At 72.8% G+C, this 22084-nt stretch carries 21 protein-coding genes and 3 tRNA genes; 18 read left to right on the top strand and 6 right to left on the bottom strand.

The window, feature by feature from the left end:
• Positions 1–409 precede the first annotated feature (409 nt).
• The 10 genes from ACZ7IF_RS12710 to ACZ7IF_RS12665 all read left to right on the top strand — a co-directional run bounded on the left by ACZ7IF_RS12710 (position 410) and on the right by ACZ7IF_RS12665 (position 10691).
• Entirely contained in the window at positions 410–1378 is a 969-nt protein-coding gene (locus ACZ7IF_RS12710) for a complex I subunit 1/NuoH family protein (protein WP_125598587.1), read from the top strand.
• The gene (locus tag ACZ7IF_RS12705) at positions 1378–2001 is read left to right on the top strand and encodes a NuoI/complex I 23 kDa subunit family protein (RefSeq protein WP_470968142.1); all 624 of its coding nucleotides are present in this window, start codon (positions 1378–1380) and stop codon (positions 1999–2001) included. The genes ACZ7IF_RS12710 and ACZ7IF_RS12705 overlap by 1 nt, the downstream gene beginning before the upstream one ends.
• Positions 2001–2636, top strand: coding sequence for an NADH-quinone oxidoreductase subunit J family protein (locus ACZ7IF_RS12700; protein ID WP_470968137.1), 636 nt, complete (start codon positions 2001–2003; stop codon positions 2634–2636). The genes ACZ7IF_RS12705 and ACZ7IF_RS12700 overlap by 1 nt, the downstream gene beginning before the upstream one ends.
• On the top strand, positions 2636–3004 hold the full coding sequence (gene nuoK / locus ACZ7IF_RS12695) for an NADH-quinone oxidoreductase subunit NuoK (RefSeq protein ID WP_470968131.1): 369 nt from the start codon (positions 2636–2638) through the stop codon (positions 3002–3004). The genes ACZ7IF_RS12700 and nuoK overlap by 1 nt, the downstream gene beginning before the upstream one ends.
• Positions 3001–5004, top strand: coding sequence for an NADH-quinone oxidoreductase subunit 5 family protein (locus ACZ7IF_RS12690; RefSeq protein WP_470968123.1), 2004 nt, complete (start codon positions 3001–3003; stop codon positions 5002–5004). The genes nuoK and ACZ7IF_RS12690 overlap by 4 nt, the downstream gene beginning before the upstream one ends.
• Positions 5005–5042: 38 nt before the next feature.
• Positions 5043–6596, top strand: a complete 1554-nt coding sequence (locus ACZ7IF_RS12685) for a complex I subunit 4 family protein (protein WP_470968218.1) — start codon at positions 5043–5045, stop codon at positions 6594–6596.
• The gene (locus ACZ7IF_RS12680) at positions 6593–8131 is read left to right on the top strand and encodes an NADH-quinone oxidoreductase subunit N (RefSeq protein WP_470968116.1); all 1539 of its coding nucleotides are present in this window, start codon (positions 6593–6595) and stop codon (positions 8129–8131) included. Before ACZ7IF_RS12685 ends, ACZ7IF_RS12680 begins: the two co-directional genes overlap by 4 nt.
• Before the next feature lie 225 nt (positions 8132–8356).
• Positions 8357–9220, top strand: coding sequence for a zinc metalloprotease HtpX (gene htpX, locus ACZ7IF_RS12675; protein WP_470968110.1), 864 nt, complete (start codon positions 8357–8359; stop codon positions 9218–9220).
• Positions 9217–9609, top strand: a complete 393-nt coding sequence (locus ACZ7IF_RS12670; RefSeq protein WP_470968104.1) for a YccF domain-containing protein — start codon at positions 9217–9219, stop codon at positions 9607–9609. Before htpX ends, ACZ7IF_RS12670 begins: the two co-directional genes overlap by 4 nt.
• Positions 9606–10691, top strand: a complete 1086-nt coding sequence (locus ACZ7IF_RS12665) for a barstar family protein (protein WP_470968097.1) — start codon at positions 9606–9608, stop codon at positions 10689–10691. The genes ACZ7IF_RS12670 and ACZ7IF_RS12665 overlap by 4 nt, the downstream gene beginning before the upstream one ends.
• Before the next feature lie 136 nt (positions 10692–10827).
• Here the strand turns inward: ACZ7IF_RS12665 and ACZ7IF_RS12660 are convergent, their stop codons facing one another.
• From ACZ7IF_RS12660 to ACZ7IF_RS12650, 3 genes are all read right to left on the bottom strand, one after another.
• On the bottom strand, positions 10828–12063 hold the full coding sequence (locus ACZ7IF_RS12660) for an APC family permease (protein WP_470968091.1): 1236 nt from the start codon (positions 12061–12063) through the stop codon (positions 10828–10830).
• Between the two features lie 79 nt (positions 12064–12142).
• Positions 12143–13570 carry a SulP family inorganic anion transporter gene (locus tag ACZ7IF_RS12655; RefSeq protein WP_470968085.1) on the bottom strand — a complete coding sequence of 476 codons (1428 nt, stop codon included), beginning with the start codon at positions 13568–13570 and terminating at the stop codon, positions 12143–12145.
• 246 nt (positions 13571–13816) lie between these two features.
• Positions 13817–14305: a YajQ family cyclic di-GMP-binding protein gene (locus ACZ7IF_RS12650; protein ID WP_470968081.1), complete on the bottom strand. Its 489-nt coding sequence runs from the start codon at positions 14303–14305 to the stop codon at positions 13817–13819.
• A 204-nt stretch (positions 14306–14509) separates the two neighbouring features.
• Here ACZ7IF_RS12650 and ACZ7IF_RS12645 point away from each other — a divergent pair.
• Positions 14510–14591, top strand: a tRNA-Tyr gene (locus ACZ7IF_RS12645).
• An 89-nt stretch (positions 14592–14680) separates the two neighbouring features.
• Here ACZ7IF_RS12645 and ACZ7IF_RS12640 read toward each other — a convergent pair.
• Entirely contained in the window at positions 14681–15190 is a 510-nt protein-coding gene (locus tag ACZ7IF_RS12640) for a hypothetical protein (protein ID WP_470968078.1), read from the bottom strand.
• A gap of 106 nt (positions 15191–15296) precedes the next feature.
• On the opposite strand from ACZ7IF_RS12640, the gene ACZ7IF_RS12635 reads away from it, so the two are divergent.
• A complete protein-coding gene (locus ACZ7IF_RS12635) occupies positions 15297–15737 on the top strand; it encodes a DUF3574 domain-containing protein (protein ID WP_470968073.1) in 441 nt (146 codons plus the stop codon).
• Between the two features lie 76 nt (positions 15738–15813).
• On the opposite strand, the gene ACZ7IF_RS12630 is transcribed toward ACZ7IF_RS12635, so the two are convergent.
• The gene (locus tag ACZ7IF_RS12630; RefSeq protein WP_470968068.1) at positions 15814–16470 is read right to left on the bottom strand and encodes an SDR family oxidoreductase; all 657 of its coding nucleotides are present in this window, start codon (positions 16468–16470) and stop codon (positions 15814–15816) included.
• 54 nt (positions 16471–16524) lie between these two features.
• Positions 16525–17790, bottom strand: coding sequence for an amidohydrolase family protein (locus ACZ7IF_RS12625; RefSeq protein WP_470968063.1), 1266 nt, complete (start codon positions 17788–17790; stop codon positions 16525–16527).
• Between the two features lie 360 nt (positions 17791–18150).
• On the opposite strand from ACZ7IF_RS12625, the gene ACZ7IF_RS12620 reads away from it, so the two are divergent.
• The 6 genes from ACZ7IF_RS12620 (at position 18151) to ACZ7IF_RS12595 (ending at position 22074) form a co-directional block, all read left to right on the top strand.
• Positions 18151–18223: transfer RNA gene (locus tag ACZ7IF_RS12620), tRNA-Thr, on the top strand.
• Positions 18224–18271: 48 nt separating this feature from the next.
• A tRNA-Met gene (locus ACZ7IF_RS12615) sits at positions 18272–18344 on the top strand.
• Positions 18345–18432: 88 nt separating this feature from the next.
• Positions 18433–18597: a 50S ribosomal protein L33 gene (rpmG, locus tag ACZ7IF_RS12610; RefSeq protein ID WP_007265873.1), complete on the top strand. Its 165-nt coding sequence runs from the start codon at positions 18433–18435 to the stop codon at positions 18595–18597.
• A 192-nt stretch (positions 18598–18789) separates the two neighbouring features.
• Complete coding sequence (locus tag ACZ7IF_RS12605; protein WP_007265874.1) at positions 18790–19242, top strand: MaoC family dehydratase N-terminal domain-containing protein; 453 nt, start codon at positions 18790–18792, stop codon at positions 19240–19242.
• Position 19243: 1 nt separating this feature from the next.
• Complete coding sequence (locus tag ACZ7IF_RS12600; protein WP_470968054.1) at positions 19244–19672, top strand: MaoC family dehydratase; 429 nt, start codon at positions 19244–19246, stop codon at positions 19670–19672.
• A 1832-nt stretch (positions 19673–21504) separates the two neighbouring features.
• Positions 21505–22074, top strand: coding sequence for a TetR/AcrR family transcriptional regulator (locus ACZ7IF_RS12595; protein WP_470968047.1), 570 nt, complete (start codon positions 21505–21507; stop codon positions 22072–22074).
• Positions 22075–22084: the final 10 nt, after the last annotated feature.

Here is a 22084-nt window from a genome sequence, read left to right as displayed (position 1 = left end):
CGGCGGACGCCCCGGAGACCCCGCCGCGTGCCGCCCGCCGCACCCGCTCGGCCTCCGACGGCTCCGCCGGCCAGGCGGCCCCGGCGGAGTCGGGCACTCCGGATGCCCCAGCCGATGCCCCCGACGCCCCGCGCCCCGCCCGGCGCACCCGCTCCGCCGCGGCCGGCTCGGCGAGCCAGGCCGTCCCGGCGGGCGAAGGCGCCGGACAGCAGGACCCCGCGCCGGAGCCGCAGGCTCCCGGGCGCCCGGCACCGCGCAGCGCCGACGCCCCCTGGCACAACCCGAAGCCCGCCTTCGAGGAGCCCCCGGCCGCCACCCCGCCGCAGCCGGACCCCCAGCCTGAACCCAAGCCCAAGCCCAAGCCCCAGTCCCAGCCCGAGACCGAACCCGACACCACCGGAGGCGACGCGTGAACGACGTCCTCGACGTCGCCCTGCGACTGATCGTCGTCTTCGCCGTCTTCCTCGTGCTCCCGCTCGTCATCGGGCAGACCGAGCACAAGGTGATGGCGCACATGCAGGGCCGGCTCGGCCCCATGTACGCCGGCGGCTTCCACGGCTGGGCCCAGCTCGTCGCCGACGGCGTGAAGTTCGCGCAGAAGGAGGACATCGTCCCGGCCAACGCCGACCGGCGGATCTTCCAGCTCGCCCCCGCCGTCGCGCTGCTGCCGTACCTCCTCGTCCTGATCGCCATCCCCATCGGCCCGGGCGACAGCTGGATCGGCCAGGTCATCGACGCCGGCCTCTTCTACGCGCTTGCCGTCATGGGCGTCGGCGTGCTCGGCAGCCTCATGGGCGGCTGGGCCTCCGCCAACAAGTTCTCCCTGCTCGGCGGCCTGCGCACCGCGGCCCAGCTGCTCGCGTACGAGCTGCCCATGCTGCTCGCCGCCGCCTCGGTCGCGATGGCCGCAGGGACCGTGTCCCTGCCGGGCATCGTCGGAGCCTTCGAGTGGTGGTGGCTGCCCTGGCAGATCATCGGCGCTGTCGTCTTCTTCACCGCAGGCCTCGCCGAGCTCCAGCGGCCCCCGTTCGACATGCCCGTCGCCGACTCCGAGATCATCTTCGGCGCGTACACGGAGTACACGGGCCTGCGCTTCGCGCTGTTCCTGCTCGCCGAGTACGCCGGCATCGTCGTCCTGTGCGGCCTCACCACCGTCCTCTTCCTCGGCGGCTGGCACGGCCCCTTCGGCGGTGACGGCCTCGGCTGGTTCTGGACCCTCCTCAAGACCGCCGTCCTCGCCTTCGTCGTCATCTGGCTCCGGGTGAGCTACCCGCGCCTGCGCGAGGACCAGCTCCAGAAGCTCGCCTGGACCGTACTCATCCCGCTCGCGCTCGCCCAGATCGCGCTCACCGGCATCGTGAAGGTGGCGATCCAGTAATGCCCCCGATTCCCGGATCCGGCCTCGCCAAGGGCCTGGCCGTCACCCTGCGCACGATGACCAAGCGCGCGCACACCGCCCAGTACCCCGAGGTGCAGCCCGAGCTCCCGCCCCGCAGCCGCGGGGTCATCGGCCTGTTCGAGGAGAACTGCACGGTCTGCATGCTCTGCGCCCGCGAGTGCCCCGACTGGTGCATCTACATCGACTCCCACAAGGAGACGGTGCCCGCCGCCACCCCCGGCGGCCGCGAGCGCAGCCGCAACGTCCTCGACCGCTTCGCCATCGACTTCTCCCTCTGCATGTACTGCGGCATCTGCATCGAGGTGTGCCCCTTCGACGCCCTCTTCTGGTCGCCGGAGTTCGAGTACGCGGAGACCGACATCCACGAGCTCACCCACGAGCGCGACAAGCTGCGCGAATGGATGTGGACCGTGCCGGCCCCGCCCGCCCTCGACCCCGCGGCGGAGGAGCCCAAGGAGATCGCGGCCGCCCGCAAGGCCGTGGAGAAGGCGGAAGCCACCGCGGCGGCGGCCGCCGCCGCGGCCCAGGCCGAAGCGGCCCCGCCCGCCGACGGCACCCCCGCCGACGGCACCCCCGACACCCCGGCGGGAGGCACCGCCTGATGTACCCCGCCCACCTCGCAGCCGCCGCGGCCGCAGGCGCCCCGGTGCCCGGCCCCGGCTTCCTCTCGCCGACCGGCGTCGAGATCGCCTTCCTCCTCGTCGGCCTCGCCACCCTCGGCGCGGCCGTCATCACGGTCACCACCAAGCAGCTCGTGCACGCCGCCCTCTGGCTGGTCGTCGCGCTCGGCGGGATCGCCGTCGAGTACCTGCTGCTGACCGCCGAGTTCATCGCCTGGGTCCAGGTCCTGATCTACCTCGGCTCCGTGGTCGTCCTCCTCCTCTTCGGGCTGATGCTCACCAAGGCCCCCATCGGGCGCTCCCCGGACGCCGACTCCGGCAACCGCTGGGTCGCGCTCGGCGTCGCGGGTGCCGCCGGGGCCGCGCTCGTCTGGGTGGTCGTCGACGCCTTCCGCACCACCTGGATCGACCTCGACGGCCCCGCCCAGGGCTCCACCAAGGTCTCCGGAGAGATCCTCTTCCAGCACTGGGTGCTCCCCTTCGAGGCGCTCTCCGTGCTCCTCCTCGCCGCCCTGATCGGCGCCATCGTGCTCTCCCGCCGCAACACCCCCGCCGAGGACGCCGCCGACGCGGCCCACGCCGCCGCCCGCACGGGCGGCCAGGAGGGACAGCGCTGATGCACCTCGCCTACCCCGCGGTCCTCGCGGCCCTCCTCTTCGCCACCGGCCTCTACGGAGTGCTCGCCCGCCGCAACGCCATCCTGGTCCTGATGTCCGTCGAGCTGATGCTCAACGCCGTCAACCTCAACCTGGTGGCCTTCGACGTCTGGCTGCGCGACACCCTGCACGCCGGCCAGGCCCTCACCCTCTTCACGATCGCCATCGCCGCCGCCGAGATCGGCATCGGCCTCGCCATCGTGCTGATGGTGTACCGCAACCGCGGCACCTCGGACGTCGACAAGCTGCGCGACACCGCCGAGGGCCACGAGAGCGGCCGACCCGATGACACCGCTGCCCCCACTGCCCGGCCGGAGGTCGCCGCGTGAGCACCACGACCCTCGCGGTCCTCGTCCCCGTCCTCCCCTTCCTCGGCGCCGTCGCCGGCCTGCTCCTGGGCCGCACCGCCCCCGGCTTCGTCAGGCCGCTCGCCGTCCTGCCGACGCTGGCCACCGCCGTCCTGGCCGTGCTCGTCGCCGTCCGCCACGGAGGCGGCCCGGCCATCGACACCGCGACCGAACTCACCCCGACCGGCTCGGTCCCGATCGAGCTGTCGCTCCACCTGGACGGCTTCGCCGTACTGGTCGCCGTCCTCGTCGGGGTCGTCGCCACCTGCGTACAGCTCTACTCGACGGCGTACCTGCGCGAGGACCCGCGCTACCCGTCCTACGCCGCCCTCGTCTCCCTGTTCACCTCCGCCATGCTGCTCGTGGTCTACTCCGGCGACCTGATGGTGCTGCTGGTCGGCTGGGAGATCATGGGCATCTGCTCGTACTTCCTCGTCGGCCACTACTGGGAGACCGAGGCGGCCCGCTCCGCCTCCCTCAAGGCCTTCCTCGTCACCAAGCTCGGCGACGTCCCCTTCCTCATCGGACTGTTCGCGCTCGCCGCCGACGCCGGCTCCTTCCGGATCACCAAGATCCTCGGCACCGTCGCCGCGGGCGGACTCGACCACCCGACGCTCATCGCGCTGCTCCTGCTCGCCGGCGTCGCCGGCAAGTCCGCGCAGTTCCCGCTCCACACCTGGCTCCCCGACGCCATGGCCGGCCCCACCCCGGTCTCCGCGCTGATCCACGCCGCGACGATGGTCGCCGCCGGCGTCTACTTCATCGCCCGCCTGCTGCCGGTCTTCGCGGCCTCCCGGGCCGCACTCGTGGTCATGGCCGTCATGGCCGCCGTCACGATGATCGGCTCCGGCCTCGCCGCCCTCGCCCAGGACGACATCAAGCGCGTACTCGCCTACTCCACGGTCGGCCAGCTCGGCTACATGACCGGCGCCCTCGCCGTCGGCGACCGCGGCGCCGCCGTCTTCCACCTCCTGTCCCACGGCGCCTTCAAGGCGCTCCTCTTCCTCGGCGCGGGCGTCATCATCCACGCCGCCGGAACGAACTCCCTGGCCGCCATGTCCCGCATGGACGGCCTGGCCAAGCGCATCCCCGACGCCTTCTGGACGATGACGATCGCGCTGCTCGCGCTCGCCGCCATCCCGCCCTTCGCCGGCTTCTTCTCCAAGGAAGCCGTCCTCGTCGCCGCCGAGCACGCCGCCGGCGGACACTCCGACCTCGCACCCGGCGCGGCCGGCTGGATCGTCCTCGTCGCCGGAGTGGTGACCGCCCTGCTCACCGCCGCCTACGCCACCCGGCTGTGGCTGATGGCCTTCCGGGGCCGCGGCGCCGCCGCCCCCGACCACGGCAGGGAACCCGTCGCGATGACCGGCGTGCTGTGGCTGCTGGCGGTCCCCTCGACCGCCTTCGGCCTCGCCGCCGGCCCCCTCGCCGACTGGTTCGACGGCGAGGAACTCACCCCGTCCGTGACCACTTCGGTCCTCGGCACCGGCGCCGCGCTCATCGGCATCGTGCTCACCTACGGCCTCTGGCAGCGGGCCACCGCCCGCGCCGCCGCCGGGATCCGCAACGGTGCCGCCGTGCCCGCGTCCGTCGCCGCCGCCGAATCCGCCGCCGAGACCCCCGAGGTGGCCGAGGTGACCCACGACCACCCCGCCGTCCCGGCCATCCCCGCGGCCGACCCCGGCCGGGCCCTCCTCGGCCCGCTGCACCGCCACGCCGCCGACGGCTTCCACCTCGACGCCGTCTACGACCGGCTCTTCGTCCGCCCCACCCGGGCGGCCGCGGGCCTGGTCCGCTTCCTGGACCGCGAGGTCGTCGACACGTACGTCCGCGGCGCGGGCGCCGGCCCCCGGCTGCTCGGCAGCCTCGTACGCCGGGCCCAGACCGGCAACGTGCAGAGCTACCTGAGCGCCCTGCTCGCCGGCGCCGTGGTCCTGGCGATCGCCACCGCCGTCCTCGCCAACGTCAACGCCGGATCGTGAGCCGAGAGTCAGCCGTGATCGATATCAGCCCGTCCGTGATGCAGTTCCTTCTGGCGTTCACCGTCGCCGCACCGCTCCTCGGCGCCGTCGCGGCCCTCCTGCCGGCCCCGCCCGGGCTCAAGGGCAGGAGCCCCGAACAGGCCGTGCTCCGCCACGGCGTCACCGTCACCGGAGTCGTCCTCGCCGCGGCCGTCGCCCTCACCCTGGGCTTCGACCACGACGCCCCGTCCCGCTTCCAGGCGACGACGGACATCAGCTGGATCCAGGCGCTGAACATCCGGATCCACCTCGGCATCGACGGCATCTCGCTCCCCCTCCTCCTGATGACCGCGCTGCTGTTCTTCCTCTGCGCGGTGTACAGCTACTTCAAGCTCCCCGAAGGCCCTTCCCCGAAGGCCTTCGTCGCGCTGCTCCTCGTCCTCGAGTCCGGCACCCTCGCGACCTTCGCCGTACTCGACCTGATGCTCTTCTTCCTCGCCTTCGAGATGGTCCTCATCCCGATGTACTTCCTCATCGCCCGCTGGGGCGGTGCTCAGCGGCAGGCCGCCGCCTGGAAGTTCATCCTCTACACCCTCCTCGGGTCCGTGGTCATGCTGCTCGGGCTGCTGCTGATCGGCGTGAACAGCGGCACTTTCGACATGGTGGCACTCGCCTCTGACAACGGCCGCGGACTGAGCCACACCACCCAGCTCCTGGCCGTCCTCGCCATCGGCATCGGCCTCGCCGTGAAGACCCCGATGTGGCCGCTGCACACCTGGCTGCCCGACGCCCACACCGCCGCCCCCACCGTCGGCTCCGTGCTCCTCGCCGGCGTCATGCTGAAGATGGGCACCTACGGGTTCGTCCGCATCCTGCTGCCCGTCACCCCCGACGGCATGCACACCTTCGCCCCCTACCTGGGCGCCTTCGCCGCCGTCGGCATCGTCTACGGATCCCTCGCCTGCCTCGCGCTGACCCGCAAGAACGGCAAGGGCGACCTCAAGCGCCTCATCGCGTACTCCTCCGTCGGACACATGGGCTTCGTCCTCCTCGGCATCGCGTCCATGACCCCCACCGGGGTCAACGGCGCGCTCTTCGCCAACATCGCCCACGGCCTGATCACCGGCCTCCTCTTCTTCCTCGTCGGCGCCCTCAAGGACCGCTACGGCAGCAGCGACCTCGACACCCTCGCCGGAGCCACCGGCGCCGCCCTCTACGGCCGCGCCCCCCGCCTCGGCGCCCTCCTCGCCTTCGCCGCCGTCGCCTCCCTCGGCCTGCCCGGCCTGGCCGGGTTCTGGGGCGAGATGCTGGCCCTCTTCGGCGCCTTCGACCCCGCCGAGGGCCTCTCCCGCCCGGCCTTCCTCACCTACACGGCCGTCGGCGCGTTCGGCACCCTGCTCACCGCCGCCTACCTGCTGATCGTCGTACGGCGCGTCTGCATGGGCGACCCGAAGGCCGGTCCCGAGATCACCGTCGCCGACGTCCAGCGCTACGAGTTCGCCGCCTGGACCCCGCTCGTCGCCCTCACCGTCCTCGCCGGCCTGTGGCCGGCGGTCCTCCTCGGCCTCACCGACCCGGCCGTACAGAAGCTCCTCGCAGGAGGCAACGCATGACGGCCACGACGGTCCTCGCCGCCGACACCCCCAGCCTCGTCCAGTCCGTCGACTGGCTCGCGATCGCGCCCGTGGGCATCACCGCCGCCGTCGCCGTGTTCGTCCTGGTCGCCGACCTCTTCGTACCGGAGGGCCGCAAGCCGCTCCTCGGCTGGATCTCCGTGGCCGGCCTGGCCGCCGCGACGGCCGTCCTGCTGCCGCTGCGCGCCGGCGACCGCACCACCTTCTGCCTCACCACCGACCCGGCCGCGTGCAGCTACACCGCCGACCACTTCACGCTCGTCGTGCAGTTCCTGGTGCTGGCCGGGGCCCTGGTCACCGCGCTGCTGTCGGTCACCGCCGTCCGCGACGCGCGCACCCCGGCCGGCGAGTACTGGTTCCTGCTGCTGTCCTCCGCCGCCGGAGCCGCCCTGCTGCCCGCCTCCCGCGACCTCGCCACCCTGATCGTCGCCCTCGAAGTGGCCTCGCTGCCCGCCTTCGCCCTCGTCGGCATGCGCCGCGGCGACCGCCTCTCCTCCGAGGCCGCCCTCAAGTTCTTCCTGTCCTCGGTCACCGCCACCGCCGTCTCCCTGATGGGCGTCAGCTTCGTCTACGCCGCCACCGGCTCCCTGCACCTCTCGCAGGTCGCGGGACGGCTCGAAGAGGTACCCGGGCAGCTCGACACGCTCGCCATGGCGGGCGTCGCGCTCACCCTCGTCGGCTTCGCCTTCAAGACCGCCGCCGTCCCCTTCCACTTCTGGGTCCCCGACACCTACGTCGGTGCCCCGCTGCCCGTCGCCGGATACCTCTCGGTGATCGGCAAGGCCGTCGGCTTCACCGGCCTCATCCTCGTCACGGTGATCGCCTTCCCCGCGTACTCCGACATCTGGGGCCCGGCCCTGGCCGTGCTCGCCGCGCTCACCATGACCCTCGGCAACGCCGCCGCCCTGCGCCAGTCCGCCGACCGCGCCCACGGCGCCGTACGCCTCCTCGCCTGGTCCTCCGTCGGCCAGGCCGGGTACCTCCTGGTCCCGATCGCCGCGGCCGCGTACACCGGCCGTGACCAGATCGGCTCCACCGTCGCCTACGCGCTGATGTACGCGGCCGTGAACCTCGGCGCCTTCGCCGTGGCCGCACTGGTGGCCCGTACGAAGCCGCTGAACCGGATCAGCGACTACCGGGGCCTGTACGCGCAGCGGCCCGCCGCCGCCCTCGCGATGGCCTTCTTCCTGCTCTGCCTGGCCGGGCTGCCGCCGGGCATCATCGGCCTCTTCGCCAAGGTCGCCGTCTTCCGGTCGGCCGTCGACGCGGGCCTGGGCTGGCTGGCCGTGCTCATGGCCGTGAACGTCGTCGTCGCCCTGTACTACTACCTGCGCTGGACCGCGCTCCTGTTCCGCACCCCGGAGCCGGAGCCCGCCGCGGGCGTGCCCGCCCGTACGAAGGCGCCCTGGCCCGTCGCGGCCGCGATCGCCCTCACCGCCGTGACCGCCCTGGTCCTCTCGGGCGCCCCGCAGCTCGTCCTGCGCTTCGCCTCCGGCAGCCTCTTCCCGCTGTAGCCCTCACGGCCGCGCCCTCACGGCCGCGCCCTTGGGTACGGGCTCACCCGTACGGAGCAACGCCCGCCGCCGCCCCCCGGCCCGTGCCACGGGGGCGGCGGCCCCGCCGTGCCCTGGGAACCAGACGCCGCCACCTCGCGTTGACCAGGAAGGGAGGGTCCACTGGACCGAAGTCCCTCAGATCCACGACGGGGCTCCCCTGCCGCACCACTTGGAGGGCGTACCGTGCACCGCCGGCACAACGGGCTGAAGACCGCCGTACTCCTCGGCGGGCTGTCCGCACTCATCATCCTCATCGGAAGCTTCTTCGGACGGGGCGGCCTGATAGTCGCCGTCCTCGTCGCCCTGGGGACGAACGCCTACGCGTACTGGAACAGCGACAAGCTGGCTCTACGCGCGATGCGCGCCCGCCCCGTCAGCGAGTTCGAGGCCCCCGAGCTCTACCGCATGGTGCGCGAGCTCTCCACCTCCGCGCGCCAGCCCATGCCCCGGCTCTACATCTCCCCGACCGAGGCGCCCAACGCCTTCGCGACGGGCCGCAACCCGCGCAACGCCGCCGTCTGCTGTACCGAGGGCATCCTGCGCATACTCGACGAGCGCGAACTGCGCGGGGTCATCGGGCACGAGCTGAGCCACGTCTACAACCGCGACATCCTCATCTCGTCCGTCGCCGGAGCCCTCGCCTCCGTGATCATGTTCCTGGTGAACTTCGCCTGGCTGATCCCGGTCGGCCGCTCCAACGACGACGAGGGCCCCGGCATCTTCGGCATGCTGCTCATCATGATCCTCGGCCCCCTGGCCGCGTCCGTGATCCAGCTCGCCGTCAGCCGCTCGCGCGAATACGAGGCCGACGCCTCCGGCGCCCAGCTCACCGGCGACCCGCTCGCCCTGGCCAGCGCCCTGCGCAAGCTCGACGCCGGCACCAAGCAGCTCCCGCTGCCTCCCGAACCCCGCCTGGAGACGGCGAGCCACATGATGATCGCCAACCCCTTCCGGCCCGGCCAGGGGCTCTCCAGGATGTTCTCGACGCACCCCCCGATGGCCGAGCGCATCGCCCGGCTCGAACAGATGGCAGGACACAGCCGGTGAAAACCATCCTGAACGTCATATGGCTCGTACTCAGCGGGATCTGGCTGTTCGTCGGGTACTGCGTGGCGGGCCTGATCCTCTGCATCACCATCATCGGCATCCCCTTCGGGATAGCCGCCTTCCGCATAGCCCTCTACGCCCTCTGGCCCTTCGGCTACACCACGGTCGAACGCCACGACGCGGGCGCGCCGTCCTGCGTCGGCAACGTCCTGTGGCTGGTCCTGGCCGGCTGGTGGCTGGCCCTCGGCCACATCGTCACCGGCATCGCGCTCTGCGTCACGATCATCGGCATCCCGTTCGGCATCGCCAACTTCAAGATGGTCCCCCTCTCCCTGCTCCCCCTGGGCCGCGAAATCGTCCCGACCGACGCCCCCTTCGCCTCCCGGTGACGGCGGGCACGCGCTTCGCCCTGTGGGGCGAGAACGAGGACCGGTACGAGGAACAGCTGTGGGCGCTGTGCGAGGAGGCGGAGAACCTCTTCGCCGACCCGCCGGAGCCGGTGCGGCGGCGGTACGAGCTGCGCGGCTTCACCGCGGAGGCCGAACTCCCGGCCGCGCTGGGATTCCTCGTGCTGACGCCGGTCCACCGGGACGGCGACCCCGCCAGGGAGTGGTACCTGGAGGACGCGCGCGTCCTCGCGACCCGGCCCGGCGGCGCCTCGCGGCTGGACGTGACCGTCGAGGCCGTCCGCTCCGAACATCAGCCGCCCTACCCGGCCGGGGCGCCCCTGGCCGCGGGTTTCAACCTGTCCGACCTCCAGGACCGGTTCCTGGGCCACTTCCGCGAGCTCGCCGAGGTGATGCCCGTCGAGGAGCCGCCGCCGCACGTCGTACGGCTCCTTGGGTGCACCCTGCACGGGCCGCTGCGCGAGGTCCTGGAAGGCCGGGACGAACGGCCGCTCGGCTACCGGCGTCTGGACGTCCTGAACGCCCGCGGAAAGGCCCTCGCCCCGGCGGGGACCCCGGACGTCGTCGACTGGCAGCCGTCCCCGCGGGCACCCGGCCTCTACGACCTGACCGTGCACATGGAACCCCAGCCACCCGTCGTCGCCGAGATCTGGCCGCTGTGGAGCGAAGGCCGTCCGGCCGTCCCCAACCTGTGGGCGAGGTTCGACGGTGAGGGCCGGGCCCGCTGGCTGGACCCGGCCCTGAAGCACCACAACGGCCCGGACCGGCCGGCCGGAGGCACCTACCACCTCGACGGGAGGCACGTCACCGACGCGGACGGCTTCTTCTGCGCCCTCGGCGAGGCGGTCAACGGGCCGGCCGGGTACTTCGGGCGCTGCCTGAACGGCGTCTCGGACACCCTGGGCGGCGGCTTCGGAGCCAAGTGGCCTTTCACCCTCGTCTGGCACGACCACGAGGTGGCCCGTCGCTGCCTGGGCGTACAGCCCCTGACCCAGGGCCCCGCCGCCTTTTCCGAGCTGCTCTCCTTCTTCCGAGAGAAGGGCGTCGACGTCGTCCTGGCCTGAGTTGTCCACAGGCCGGGGCGGCTGTCAGTGGGGTGCGCCACCATGAACGCATGAACGAAACCGAGCAGTTGCTGGAGCAAGTCACCGATCGAGTGCGCGACTCCGCGCGCGGGCACGGAAACCTCCCGGGAGGGGTTCAGGTCCCGGACCTGAGCCGCGCCCGTCCTCCGTAGACCAGCGCGCCCAGCGCCAGCACCGCCGCCCCCGGAACCGCCGACGCGAGCGGCAGCGTGCAGGCCAGCACCACACAGCCGGACAGCCCGACCGCTGCCACGGCCCGGCCCTTGACACCTGAACCGAGAGTCCACGCGGAGGCGTTCGCGATCGCGTAGTAGACCAGCACTCCGAAGGAGGAGAAGCCGATCGCGCCCCGCAGATCGGCGGTGGCCGCCAGCACCGCCACGACCGCACCCACCGCGAGCTCCGCGTGGTGCGGCACCTGATGCCGGGGATGTACGGCGGCCAGTGCGCGCGGCAGATGGCCGTCCCGGGCCATCGCCAGGGCCGTGCGCGACACCCCGAGCACGAGGGCCAGCAGAGAGCCCAGCGCGGCCAGCGCCGCGCCCGCCCGGACGACCGGGGACAGTCCGGGCCACCCGGCCGCGCGCACCGCGTCGGCCAGCGGGGCGGCCGACACCGCCAGGCCGCCGCTGCCGAGCACCGACAGGGCCGCCACCGCCACGGCCGCGTACACCAGCAGGGCGATCCCCAGCGCGAGCGGCACCGCGCGCGGGATCGTGCGCCGCGGATCACGCACCTCCTCGCCCAGGGTGGTGATCCGGGCATAGCCCGCGAAGGCGAAGAACAGCAGCCCCGCCCCCTGCAACAGCCCGGCCGCCCCCCACTCCCCGCCGGCCAGAGCCCCCGGATCCGACGCGCCGGAGGTCAGGCACACCACGACGACCCCGGCCAGCACCGCCAGTACCGCCGCCACGATCAGCCGGGCGATCCGGGCCGACTTCTGCACCCCGCCGTAGCCCGCGGCGGTCAGCGCCACCACCGCCGCGACGGCCACCGCGTGCTGCCGCCCCGGCCACACGTACGCCCCGACGGTCAGGGCCATCGCCGCACAGGAGGCCGTCTTGCCGACCACGAAGCCCCAGCCGGCCAGATACCCCCAGAACGGGCCGAGCCGCTCGCGGCCGTAGACATAGGTCCCGCCGGAGGCCGGATACCGGGCGGCCAGCCGGGCCGAGGACAGGGCGTTGCAGTACGCCACCAGGGCCGCCACCGCGAGGGCGGCGAGCAGCCCGCCGCCGGCCGCACGCGCCGCCGGGGCGAGGGCGGCGAAGATCCCCGCGCCGACCATGGCGCCGAGTCCGACCACGACGGCGTCGGAGACCCCCAGACTGCGCTTCAGCTCGTTGTCCACGGGCGGAGGGTAGCCGGGCCGGGTGACGGGCTGGGGGTGCCAGGCGTCCCGGGCCCGGCCCTGATCGCCCGGACAGGACCTAGCTGACACCCTCCCGGCCCGGGAGCGGCATGCGCCCACGCTCCCACCCCTCCAGGGCGGTCAGGCAGGCGTGGTCCAGGTGCCGCAGCCCGCTGAGGTCGAGCCGCACCGACGGCCCGAGCGGCAGCGCCTCCAGCGCGTCCAGCAGCTTCGGCAGCCGCAGGAAACTGGCGTTCCCCACGACCCGGACGCACAGCTCGTCGCCCTCCCAGGCCTCCTCGATGTGCACGTGCGAGGTCTCCCAGGCCGCCTTGGCCACCGCCAGGCCCAGCCCGATCAGCACCCCCTCGAAGAGGCTGGTGGCCACGATCGACACGGCAGTCACCACCAGGACCACCGCCTCGCCCCGGTGGGTCCGCCACAGGGCCGCCACCGCCCGGGCCGGCAGCAGCTTCCAGCCCGCGTGCAGCAGCACCCCGGCGAGCGCGGCCAGCGGGACCACCTCCAGCACCTGCGGAAAGGCCACCGCGAACAGCAGCAGCCACCCGCCGTGCATGATCCGGGCCGCCCGGGTGCGGGCCCCGGCCTCCACGTTCGCCGAGCTGCGCACGATCACGGCGGTCATCGGCAGCGCCCCGAGCAGCCCGCACACGGTGTTCCCGATGCCCTGCGCCACCAGTTCCCGGTCGTAGTCGGTGCGCGGCCCGTCATGCATCCGGTCGACGGCCGCGGCACTGAAGAGGGTCTCGGCGGAGGCGATCAGCGCGAGCGCGATCACGGTCCCGGCGGCTCCGACCGACCCCAGCACCCCGAAGCCGGACCATCCCGGCGGCGCCACCGCGTCCAGCACCCCCGTCACCCGGACCCTCTCGACGGGCAGCCGCAGCACCGCGGCCACGGCGGTGGCCGCCGCCACCCCGACCAGCGCGCCCGGCACGAGCCGCGCCCGGGCCGGCACCCGGCGCCAGAGCACCAGGACGGCGATGGTCCCCGCACCCAGCGCCACGGCGGCCCAGTCGGCCCGCGCGCCGAGCTCGTGCACCGCGGCCATCTTGGCCAGGGTCTGGCCGGGAGCCTCCACTCCGCCCACGGCGTAGAGCTGCCCGGCGATCAGCACGAGCCCGATGCCGGCCAGCATCCCGTGCACCACGGCGACTGAGATCGCCCGGAACCACCGCCCGAGCCGCAGCACCCCCATGCCCAGCTGGAGCACCCCGGCGGCCAGCACCAGCACCCCGAGCGCGGCCAGTCCGTAGCCGTGCACGGCCTCGTAGACCAGCACGGTCAGTCCGGCCGCGGGACCGCTGACCTGGAGGGCACTGCCCCGGAACCAGCCGGTGACCAGCCCCCCGACCACCCCGGTGACGATCCCCAGCTCGGCCGGTACACCCGAGGCGACGGCCACCCCCACACAGAGCGGAAGCGCGACCAGCGCGACGACGACGGACGCGCCGAAGTCCGCTCGGAAATTGCCGGCCCCGGGCATGCGGGAACCCCCTCGTCACACGGTGATGGATGTCACCCAGCGTGGTGGGCGCATCCGCCCCCGCCTAGTGACCACCGGGAGGCCGGGCAGGAGCACGCGCCGCTCACGCCCCGCACACACCTTGCGCTCCCCGCCGGGCGCCCATGACGAAGGGCACAACGCGGGCGGCCGCCGGAGAGCCCGGCGATCCGCCCCCGTTGTGCCCCACGGGTCCGCTCAGTGACGCTCTCGCGCCTCAGCGGTGGTTCAGCGGTAGTTCACGAACTGGATCGCGAAGTCCAGGTCCTTGCCCTTGAGGAGGGCCTGGACGGCCTGGAGGTCGTCACGGCTCTTGGAGCTGACGCGCAGCTCCTCGCCCTGGACCTGGGCCTTGACGCCCTTGGGGCCCTCGTCCCGGATGATCTTCGCGACCTTCTTGGCGTTCTCCTGCGAGATGCCCTCCTCGATCGACGCGAAGATCTTGTACTCCTTGCCGGACAGCTGCGGCTCGCCGGCGTCCAGCGCCTTCAGCGAGATCCCGCGCTTGACCAGCTTGGTCTCGAACACGTCGAGGACGGCCTTGACGCGCTCCTCGGAGACCGCCTCCATCAGGATCTTGTCGCCGGACCAGGCGATGGTGGCGCCGGTGCCCTTGAAGTCGTAGCGCTGCGAGAGTTCCTTGGCGGCCTGGTTGAGGGCGTTGTCGACCTCCTGCCGCTCGACCTTCGAGACGATGTCGAAACTGGAGTCGGCCATGTGCTGTGGCTCCTTGAAATCGGCTGTGATGGGCCCCGGAGGGCCGCGGCCGGACATCCCCGGACCGCTCCGCAAAGCCTAGCCACCACGCCCACGTGGAGGGCTGATCAATCCGGTGGCGAACCACCCCCGAGCATCAGGTATCGTTTACGTCGTTGCCAGGGAACAACGCCGAAAGGCGGGGGAACCGAAGCGACATCCCATGGCGGTGTGCCCGAGTGGCCAATGGGAGCGGACTGTAAATCCGTCGGCTTAGCCTACCCAGGTTCGAATCCTGGCGCCGCCACGCGAGTGGAACCCCCGTTCATCTGCGGAAACGCAGTGGACGGGGGTTTCTTCGCATACCCGGGCAGATGCCCCGGACCGGCCCCCGGCTCAGGGCCGGGGCGCGGTGACCGTCAGGTGGTAGGTCGTGTCGATCCAGAAGCCGTTCGCCGCCGCCGCCTCGACCTCCAGGACGAACTGGCCCGGCGGGAGGGGTTCGAGGGCGCACCACAGCCCCCAGGCCACCTGCGGCACCCCCCTCAAGGGGAAGGGCTTCGAGGAGAACTCGCTCAGCTTCAGCGGCGAGCTGTTCAGGGCCGCCGACGCCCGGGTCACCTCCAGCCTCCACGGCCTGGTCAGGAACGGCACCGCCGCCCGCCTGGTGTTCAGCACCGGGAAGAACAGCGGCCGGCCCGACGGGATGCTGCACCGGCGGACCACCCGGCCGCCGTAGGTCCCCGCGAGGAACCACAGGTCCCGGGGCTGACGCCACCCGGCGTACGCCCCCGTCGTGTCCCCCACCGGACTCTCCTCGTCCGGCGCGGACAGGGCCCACCGCCACCAGCGGGCCGCGAGCCGGCCGCCCTCCGCCGCGCTGACGCGCCACTCGCCGTCGCCCATGCCCCACCCCGGAACCCCGTACGGCCGCCCCCTGCGGCCGATTTCGGAGTGACCCTATCGGCCCCCCGCCGCGCACCGAAGCGGTCGGCCGGTCGTTTCACGGGGCATGACATGGACTTCGGACAAACGCGGCAAAGCCGGAGGCGGCGTACTGCTCGCCCTGCTCGGCGCCGGCATCCCGGCCCTGGTCGGAGCCGCACTGCACGGCCCCACCGGGGAGCCCTACCGGGAGACCCGGCTGTACTTCGCCGCGCAGCGCCCCGACGGCCGGGAACCGGTCGCCAAGGGGGAGTTCACCCGGTTCCTCGACCACGAGGTCACCCCGGCCTTCCCCGAAGGGCTCACCCTCCGGGACGGGTACGGCCAGTGGCGCGACGACGAGGGCGCCATCGTCCGCGAGCCCGGCTACGAGGTCGTGCTGCTCTACCCCCAGAAGGAGGCCGACGAGCGCGGTGCCCGCGTCGAGCGGATCCGCCGGCAGTACGAGAAGCAGTTCCGGCAGCACTCCGTCCAACGCACCGACGGCGAGGTGCAGGCCGGTTTCTGACAGCCGGTCGGCAGGCAGACAGGCAGACAGGCAGACAGGTCGGCAGGTCGCACGCCCCCGCCGGCCCCACCCCGCGTCAGTTCCCCGCCACGTCCTTCACGGCCACCGAGACCGGCGCCGAGCCCGAGACGAGCTCCAGCGTCAGCCCCGCCGTCGCCGGGGTCTCGACCAGCTCCGCCAGCACCGCCGCCACGTCGTCGCGCGGCACGGGACCCCGGCCCGTGCGGGCCTCCAGCCGGACCAGCCCCGTACCGGCGTCGTCCGTCAGCTGCCCCGGGCGCAGCACCGTCCACTCCAGCCCCAGCCGGGTCCGCAGATGGGCGTCGGCGTCGCCCTTCGCCCGCAGGTACACGTCGAAGACCTCCTCGCCCTCGTGCCGCGGGTCCGCGCCCATCGTGGAGACCATCAGGAAGCGGCGTACGCGCGCCCGTTCGGCGGCGTCGGCGAACAGCACCGCCGCGGCCCGGTCCACGGTGTCCTTGCGCGCCGCACCGCTGCCGGGACCGGCCCCGGCGGCGAACACCGCCACGTCCGCGCCCTGCAGGATCCCCGCGACGTGCTCGACCGAAGCCGACTCCAGGTCGCACAGCACCGGTTCGGCACCGGCCTCCCGCAGGTCGCCGCCCTGCTCCGGGTCGCGGATGACGCCCGCGACCTCGTACCCGCGCGCGGCGAGCAGGCGCTCCAGCCGCAGCGCGATCCGACCGTGTCCACCCGCGATGACGATGCGCATGTCCCGACCGTACGACGAGCCGCCCGCCCCCGCCCGCGAACACCCGGCAAACGGCTAGGGTCCCGGCTCCGTACGGCCCTGTCGGGGCAGGTCCAGGGCCACGGCGACCGCCGAGTCGCAGTACTCCCGTACGGCACTCGTACGGGCGACCACGCGCCCCCGGTGGATCACGACGCGGCTGTACGCCAGCGACAGCACCCCGGCGATCCGGTCCCCGCGCACGGCGAGCAGCTCCGCGGGGAAGCCGGCCTCCACCCGCACCTCCGGCAGCCCCATGGCCTCCCGGGCGGCGGCGCTGACCGTCTCGTAGGCCTCGCCCGCGCGCAGGCCGCCCTGGGAGGCCAGCAGGTACGCGGCTTCGAGCGGGTCGCCCCGGCCGACCGGGTTCCCGGCGTCCCGCAGCGCCCCGCTGCCGGCCGCGACGCGGACCCCGGCCGAGCGCAGGAGGCGGACGGGGGCGGTGCGCAGCCCGCGGCGCTCCAGGGCCGCGCAGTCGCCCTGGGGCAGGCAGGTGACGCGTACGCCGGCGGCGGCGAGCCGGTCGGCCGCGCGGGTGGCCGAGTCCAGCGGGAGCCGGGACAGTCCGCCGCACGGGCCGATGGTCACCCCGGGCCGCAGCCCCCCGGCCATGACCGCCAGCCGGGCCAGCCGGCCCGGGTCGTCACCGTCGGTGTGGAGGTCCACCGGGCAGCCGTGCTCCGCGGCCAGCTCCAGGACCGCCTCCAGGAAGCCCGTCGGGTCGGGGTCGAGGTCGGGACAGCCGCCGATGACCGAGGCGCCCATCTTGACGGCGTCGCGCAGCATGGCGAGCCCGTCCGCGCCGGCCACCCCGGTCAGCAGCCGGGGGACGGCCACCGTGGTCAGGTCCGCGAGCCCGCGCAGGGAGCGCCGGGCCTGGAGCACGGCCTCCATGGGCCCCAGCCCGTGCACGTCGCCGATCCGGACGTGGGAGCGCACGGCGGTGGCGCCGTGGCCGAGCTGGAGCAGGGCCGCCTCGGTGGCGCGGCGCTGCACCTCGTCGGGGGCGTACGAGACCGGCCCCTCGCCGTCGGCGGTCAGCGCGGTGTCCCCGTGGGCGTGGGGCTCGGCTGGGGCGGGCAGGAGCAGGTAGCCGCGCAGGTCGACCCGGGACAGGGCGGGGGCGGGCAGGCTGCCGGCGGTGCCCACGGCCTGGATGCGGCCGCCGCTGAGCCGGACGTCGACGGTACGGCCGTCGGTGAGCCGGGCCCCGGTGAGCAGGAGCCCCGTGGCCTCGGGGGCGGGTCCGCCGACGGGATTGCGCGGGGAGGGGGAGGGCTGCTGCGGCTGGCTGTCGGACATCGCGCTCCTGCGGTGGCTCGGGCGGTTCCTGTGCCGTGGCCGCAGCCGGCGGCCCAAGATCACGCAGCGTGCTCAGAGCCTAGGGCGCGGGGGTCCCCGGTTCGCGGAAGAGGGCAATAGTCGTACCGGTGTGGTCCCCGTGTGGCCTGCGCGTACGCAGGGAGGCGCGGGAGACGCCGGAGAGGGCGGGGCCCAGGGGGCCGGAGCGGGCCGGGATGTGACCCCGGGCACAAACGGGCCGTTATGCGGGCCGGGAGGGGCCGGAGAGCCCCGTGGAATGGCCTGGTGGCGGCTTCGGAGCCCAGTCCTCCCAAAGGATTTGGGCGATGGGCGCGCAACCGTGTAATGTCTTCCTCGCTCGCCCCAATAGCTCAGTCGGTAGAGCGTCTCCATGGTAAGGAGAAGGTCTGCGGTTCGATTCCGCATTGGGGCTCTGGTGAGAGAGGTTCCCCACCCTCGGGTGGGGAACGGATCTCATCAAAGCGGCGTAGCTCAGTCGGTAGAGCAAGCGGCTCATAATCGCTGTGTCACCGGTTCAAGTCCGGTCGCCGCTACACCCAGTAGCCGATTGCGGGGTCGGTCTCCCGATCGGCTACTCTTTTATGCGTTCATCCGTCCCATAGTCCGTCAAGGAGCACTCACGTGGCTGCCACCGACGTCCGCCCGAAGATCACGCTGGCCTGCGTGGAGTGCAAGGAGCGGAACTACATCACCAAGAAGAACCGGCGTAACAACCCGGACCGCATGGAGATGAAGAAGCACTGCCCGCGCTGCAACTCGCACACCGCGCACCGCGAGACCCGCTAGTCACTGGCGAAGTCTCCAATATAGGCACCGTCATGAGGTCGTCCCCTTCAATGGGGGCGGCCTTGTGTCGTTTCCGCGCCGGATCTTGATCAGGTGCGCGGTACACCGGACCGGGTGCGGCCGGAGTACTTGATTCGCGCCGCCTTCAAACGCGCCCCTTCAACGTGTCCCTGCAACAGGAGGCAGTGAGCCATGGCCCTCGATCAGACCTTCGTGGGGCGGACCTACCCGCCCACCGAGCCGTACGAGGTCGGCCGGGAGAAGATCCGCGAATTCGCGGTCGCGGTGGGTGACGAGAATCCCGTCTACACCGATCCCGAAGCCGCCAAGGCGTTCGGTCACCAGGACGTGATCGCCCCGCCGACTTTCGTGTTCGCCATCACCTTCGCGGCGGCGGGCCAGGTCATCGAGGACCCGCAGCTGGGGCTGGACTACAGCCGCGTCGTGCACGGCGACCAGAAGTTCGCGTACGTCCGCCCCGTGCGGGCGGGTGACCGGCTCACCGTGACCTCCACCATCGAGGCCGTGAAGTCGCTCGCCGGCAACGACATCATCGACATCCGCGGCGAAGTCCACGACGAGTCCGGCGAGCACGTGGTGACCGCGTGGACCAAGCTCGTGTCCCGCGCCCCCGAGGAGGCCTGAGATGACCGCGCAGATCCACTACGCCGACGTCGAGGTCGGCACCGAGCTCCCGGCGGCGTCCTTCCCCGTGACCCGCGCCACGCTCGTCCGCTACGCCGGCGCCTCGGGTGACTTCAACCCGATCCACTGGAACGAGAAGTTCGCCAAGGAGGTCGGACTGCCGGACGTGATCGCACACGGCATGTTCACCATGGCCGAGGCGATCCGCGTGGTGACCGACTGGGTGGGCGACCCGGGCGCGGTCGTCGAGTACGGCGTCCGCTTCACCAAGCCGGTCGTCGTCGCGAACGACGACCAGGGCGCGCTGATCGAGGTCACCGCGAAGGTCGCCGCCAAGCTGGACGACAACCGCGTACGGGTCGACCTGACGGCGATCAGCGCCGGCCAGAAGGTCCTGGGCATGTCCCGCGCCGTGGTGAAGCTGGCCTGACCCGCCGGCCCCCTGGGGGCGCGGGTGAAGTGGTACGCCGCCCCGCGGGGCGGAGGCTGCGCCAGTGACGCGGCACCGCCCCGGGCCGGCGGTGGCCCGCACCCGCGCGGAGCGCGAACGCCCCCGGCCTCGCGGCACAGGCACCCCCGCGGCCCGGGCCGACCCGGGGGAGGCGGGGCGGGGCGCGCGGCTTCACGGTTCGGGCCCGCCATCTCCCCCTCGAGGGGGTGGGGGCCGGGCGGTGGCTGCCCACCCGCCCCCTTGTCTGCGGGGCGGTGGGTGGGGAGCGTGTCCTGCCTGGGCGGTCTCACAGCCGGTTTGGGGGTTTCCCGTCAGTCCCATCGTCCTTCCGTGTTGGGCCGGTCCCTCAAGGGCGCTCCCTTCGGTCGCGTCACTGCGTGATCGCCTTCGGCGACCCTTGACCGACCGTCCCGCCCCGGAAAGACAAAGGACTGCCGGGAAACCCCCAAAAGAACGGCACGGTCGATGGTGGGAGGGACGGGTCTCTCAGCGATGAGGCGAGGGGACGGGCCGTGCCCCGCCGGGCAGCCGGGCGGCCTTCATTCCTGACCCAGGGCCGGGGGCGCGGTTACCCGCACCACATGCCGACCAGAGCCTCGTGCGGAGCACCCAGGCGCGGCAGATCGCTACGCGCTCCTCTTTTCTCGGCGTCCGGCGACCGTCTTGGGCTGATACCCGCACCACGTGTTGATCAGAGCAGCGCGGGAAGCGGATGGGCGCGGCAGATCGCTACGCGCTGCCGAGATCTCGGCGTCCGCAGCCCGTCTGGGGCTGATATCTGCACGTGAGGGCGGAGAGAGACCCCTTCGGCAGCGGCAGGCGCGGCAGATCGCTACGTGCTTCCCCCGTCTCGGCGTCCGTCGGCCGTCTGCGGCTGATCATGGGCCGACAAGGACTTCGGCGCCCCCTTTGTCCGTTTCTGTGGGCTGTGGCGGGGCCTGAAGGGCCCCTGTCGGACTCTGCGGTTGAAGAAAGCAACCCCAGACTCCGACAGGCGGGTGATTGGTCTCCGGGAGGGCCGATTCGCCCTCCCGAAGGCCCTCATCCGCCCTTCTTTCACCCGTCCCGGCCCAAGACGGCCGCCGGACGCCGAGAAAATGAGGAGCGCGTAGCGATCTGGTGCGCCTGTCGTGCCCGGATGGGGTCCTGCGCATCATTTGGTGCGGGTATCAGCCCCAGACGTGCTGCCGGACGCCAAGCGATGGGCAGCGCGTAGCGTTCTGCCGCGCCCATCCGCTTCCCGCACTCCTCTGGTCGTCCTTGGGTGCGGGTATCAGCCACGGACGGCCGCCAGTCGCCGAGATCTGAGGAGCGCGTAGCGATCTGCTGCGCCTGGGTGGTCCGCAGGGGGCTCTGGTCGGCATGTGGTGCGGGTAGTCGGACCCCTGGCCCGGGATCGCGACGTCTGAGGGCCCGGATGCCCGGCGCGCCGGGCCCCGGCTCCTCGCCTCATCGCTGACGGACCCGCTCGTCCAACCATGGACCGTGCCGTTCTTTTGGGGGTTTCCCGGCAGTCTTTCGGCTTTCCGGGGCGGGACGGTCGGTCAAGGGTCGCCGAAGGCGATCACGAAGTGACGCGACGAAGGAGCGCCCTTGACGGGCCGGCACGACACGGAAGGACGATGGGACTGACGGGAAGCCCCCAAACCGGCCGTGAGGCGGGCCCGCTGGGACTCCGCCCGGTACCCCGACCGGCATTCCGCCCCCGCCCCGCCGGAACCCCGCCCCCGCTCCCGCCCCCGCCCCGCCCTCCGAAACCCCGCCCCGCCCGCCCCTTGACCGAGTTAGTGATTGAGTACTAACTTCGAACCATGGCAAGGATGAGTGCGGACGAGCGGCGTGAGAGCGTCATTCGCGCGGCGATTCACGAGTTCGCGCGCGGCGGGTACTACGGGACTTCGACCGAGGTGATCGCCAGGCGGGTCGGGGTCTCGCAGCCGTACCTCTTCCGGCTGTTCCCCGGCAAGCAGGCGATCTTCCTCGCCGCCGCCGCCCGCTGCATCGAGCGGACGCGGGACGTGTTCGCCCGGGCGGCGGACGGGCTCGGGGGTGACCAGGCGCGGGAGGCCATGGCCGAGGCGTACCACCGGCACATCACCGACGACCCGCAGGTCGTGCAGATGCAGCTCCAGATGTACGTCACCGTCGCCGCCGCCGAGGCGGCCGGCGACCGGGAGTTTGGCGAGCTCGTACGGGCCGGCTGGCTGGAGCTCTGGGACACCGTGCGGGTGCCGCTCGGCGGGGACGCCGGCGAGACGACCACCTTCATGGCCTACGGCATGCTCATCAACACCCTCACCGCGATGGGCTTCCCGCCCGGTCACCGCGTCTGGGAGGGGTTCCACGGGCTGGGTCGGTCCGAGGCCCGGCCCGAGGCGTAGCGCCACCCCT

It is taken from the genome of Streptomyces sp. NPDC037421 (genome assembly GCF_055602105.1).
This window is presented reverse-complemented; position numbering and strand designations above follow the sequence as displayed.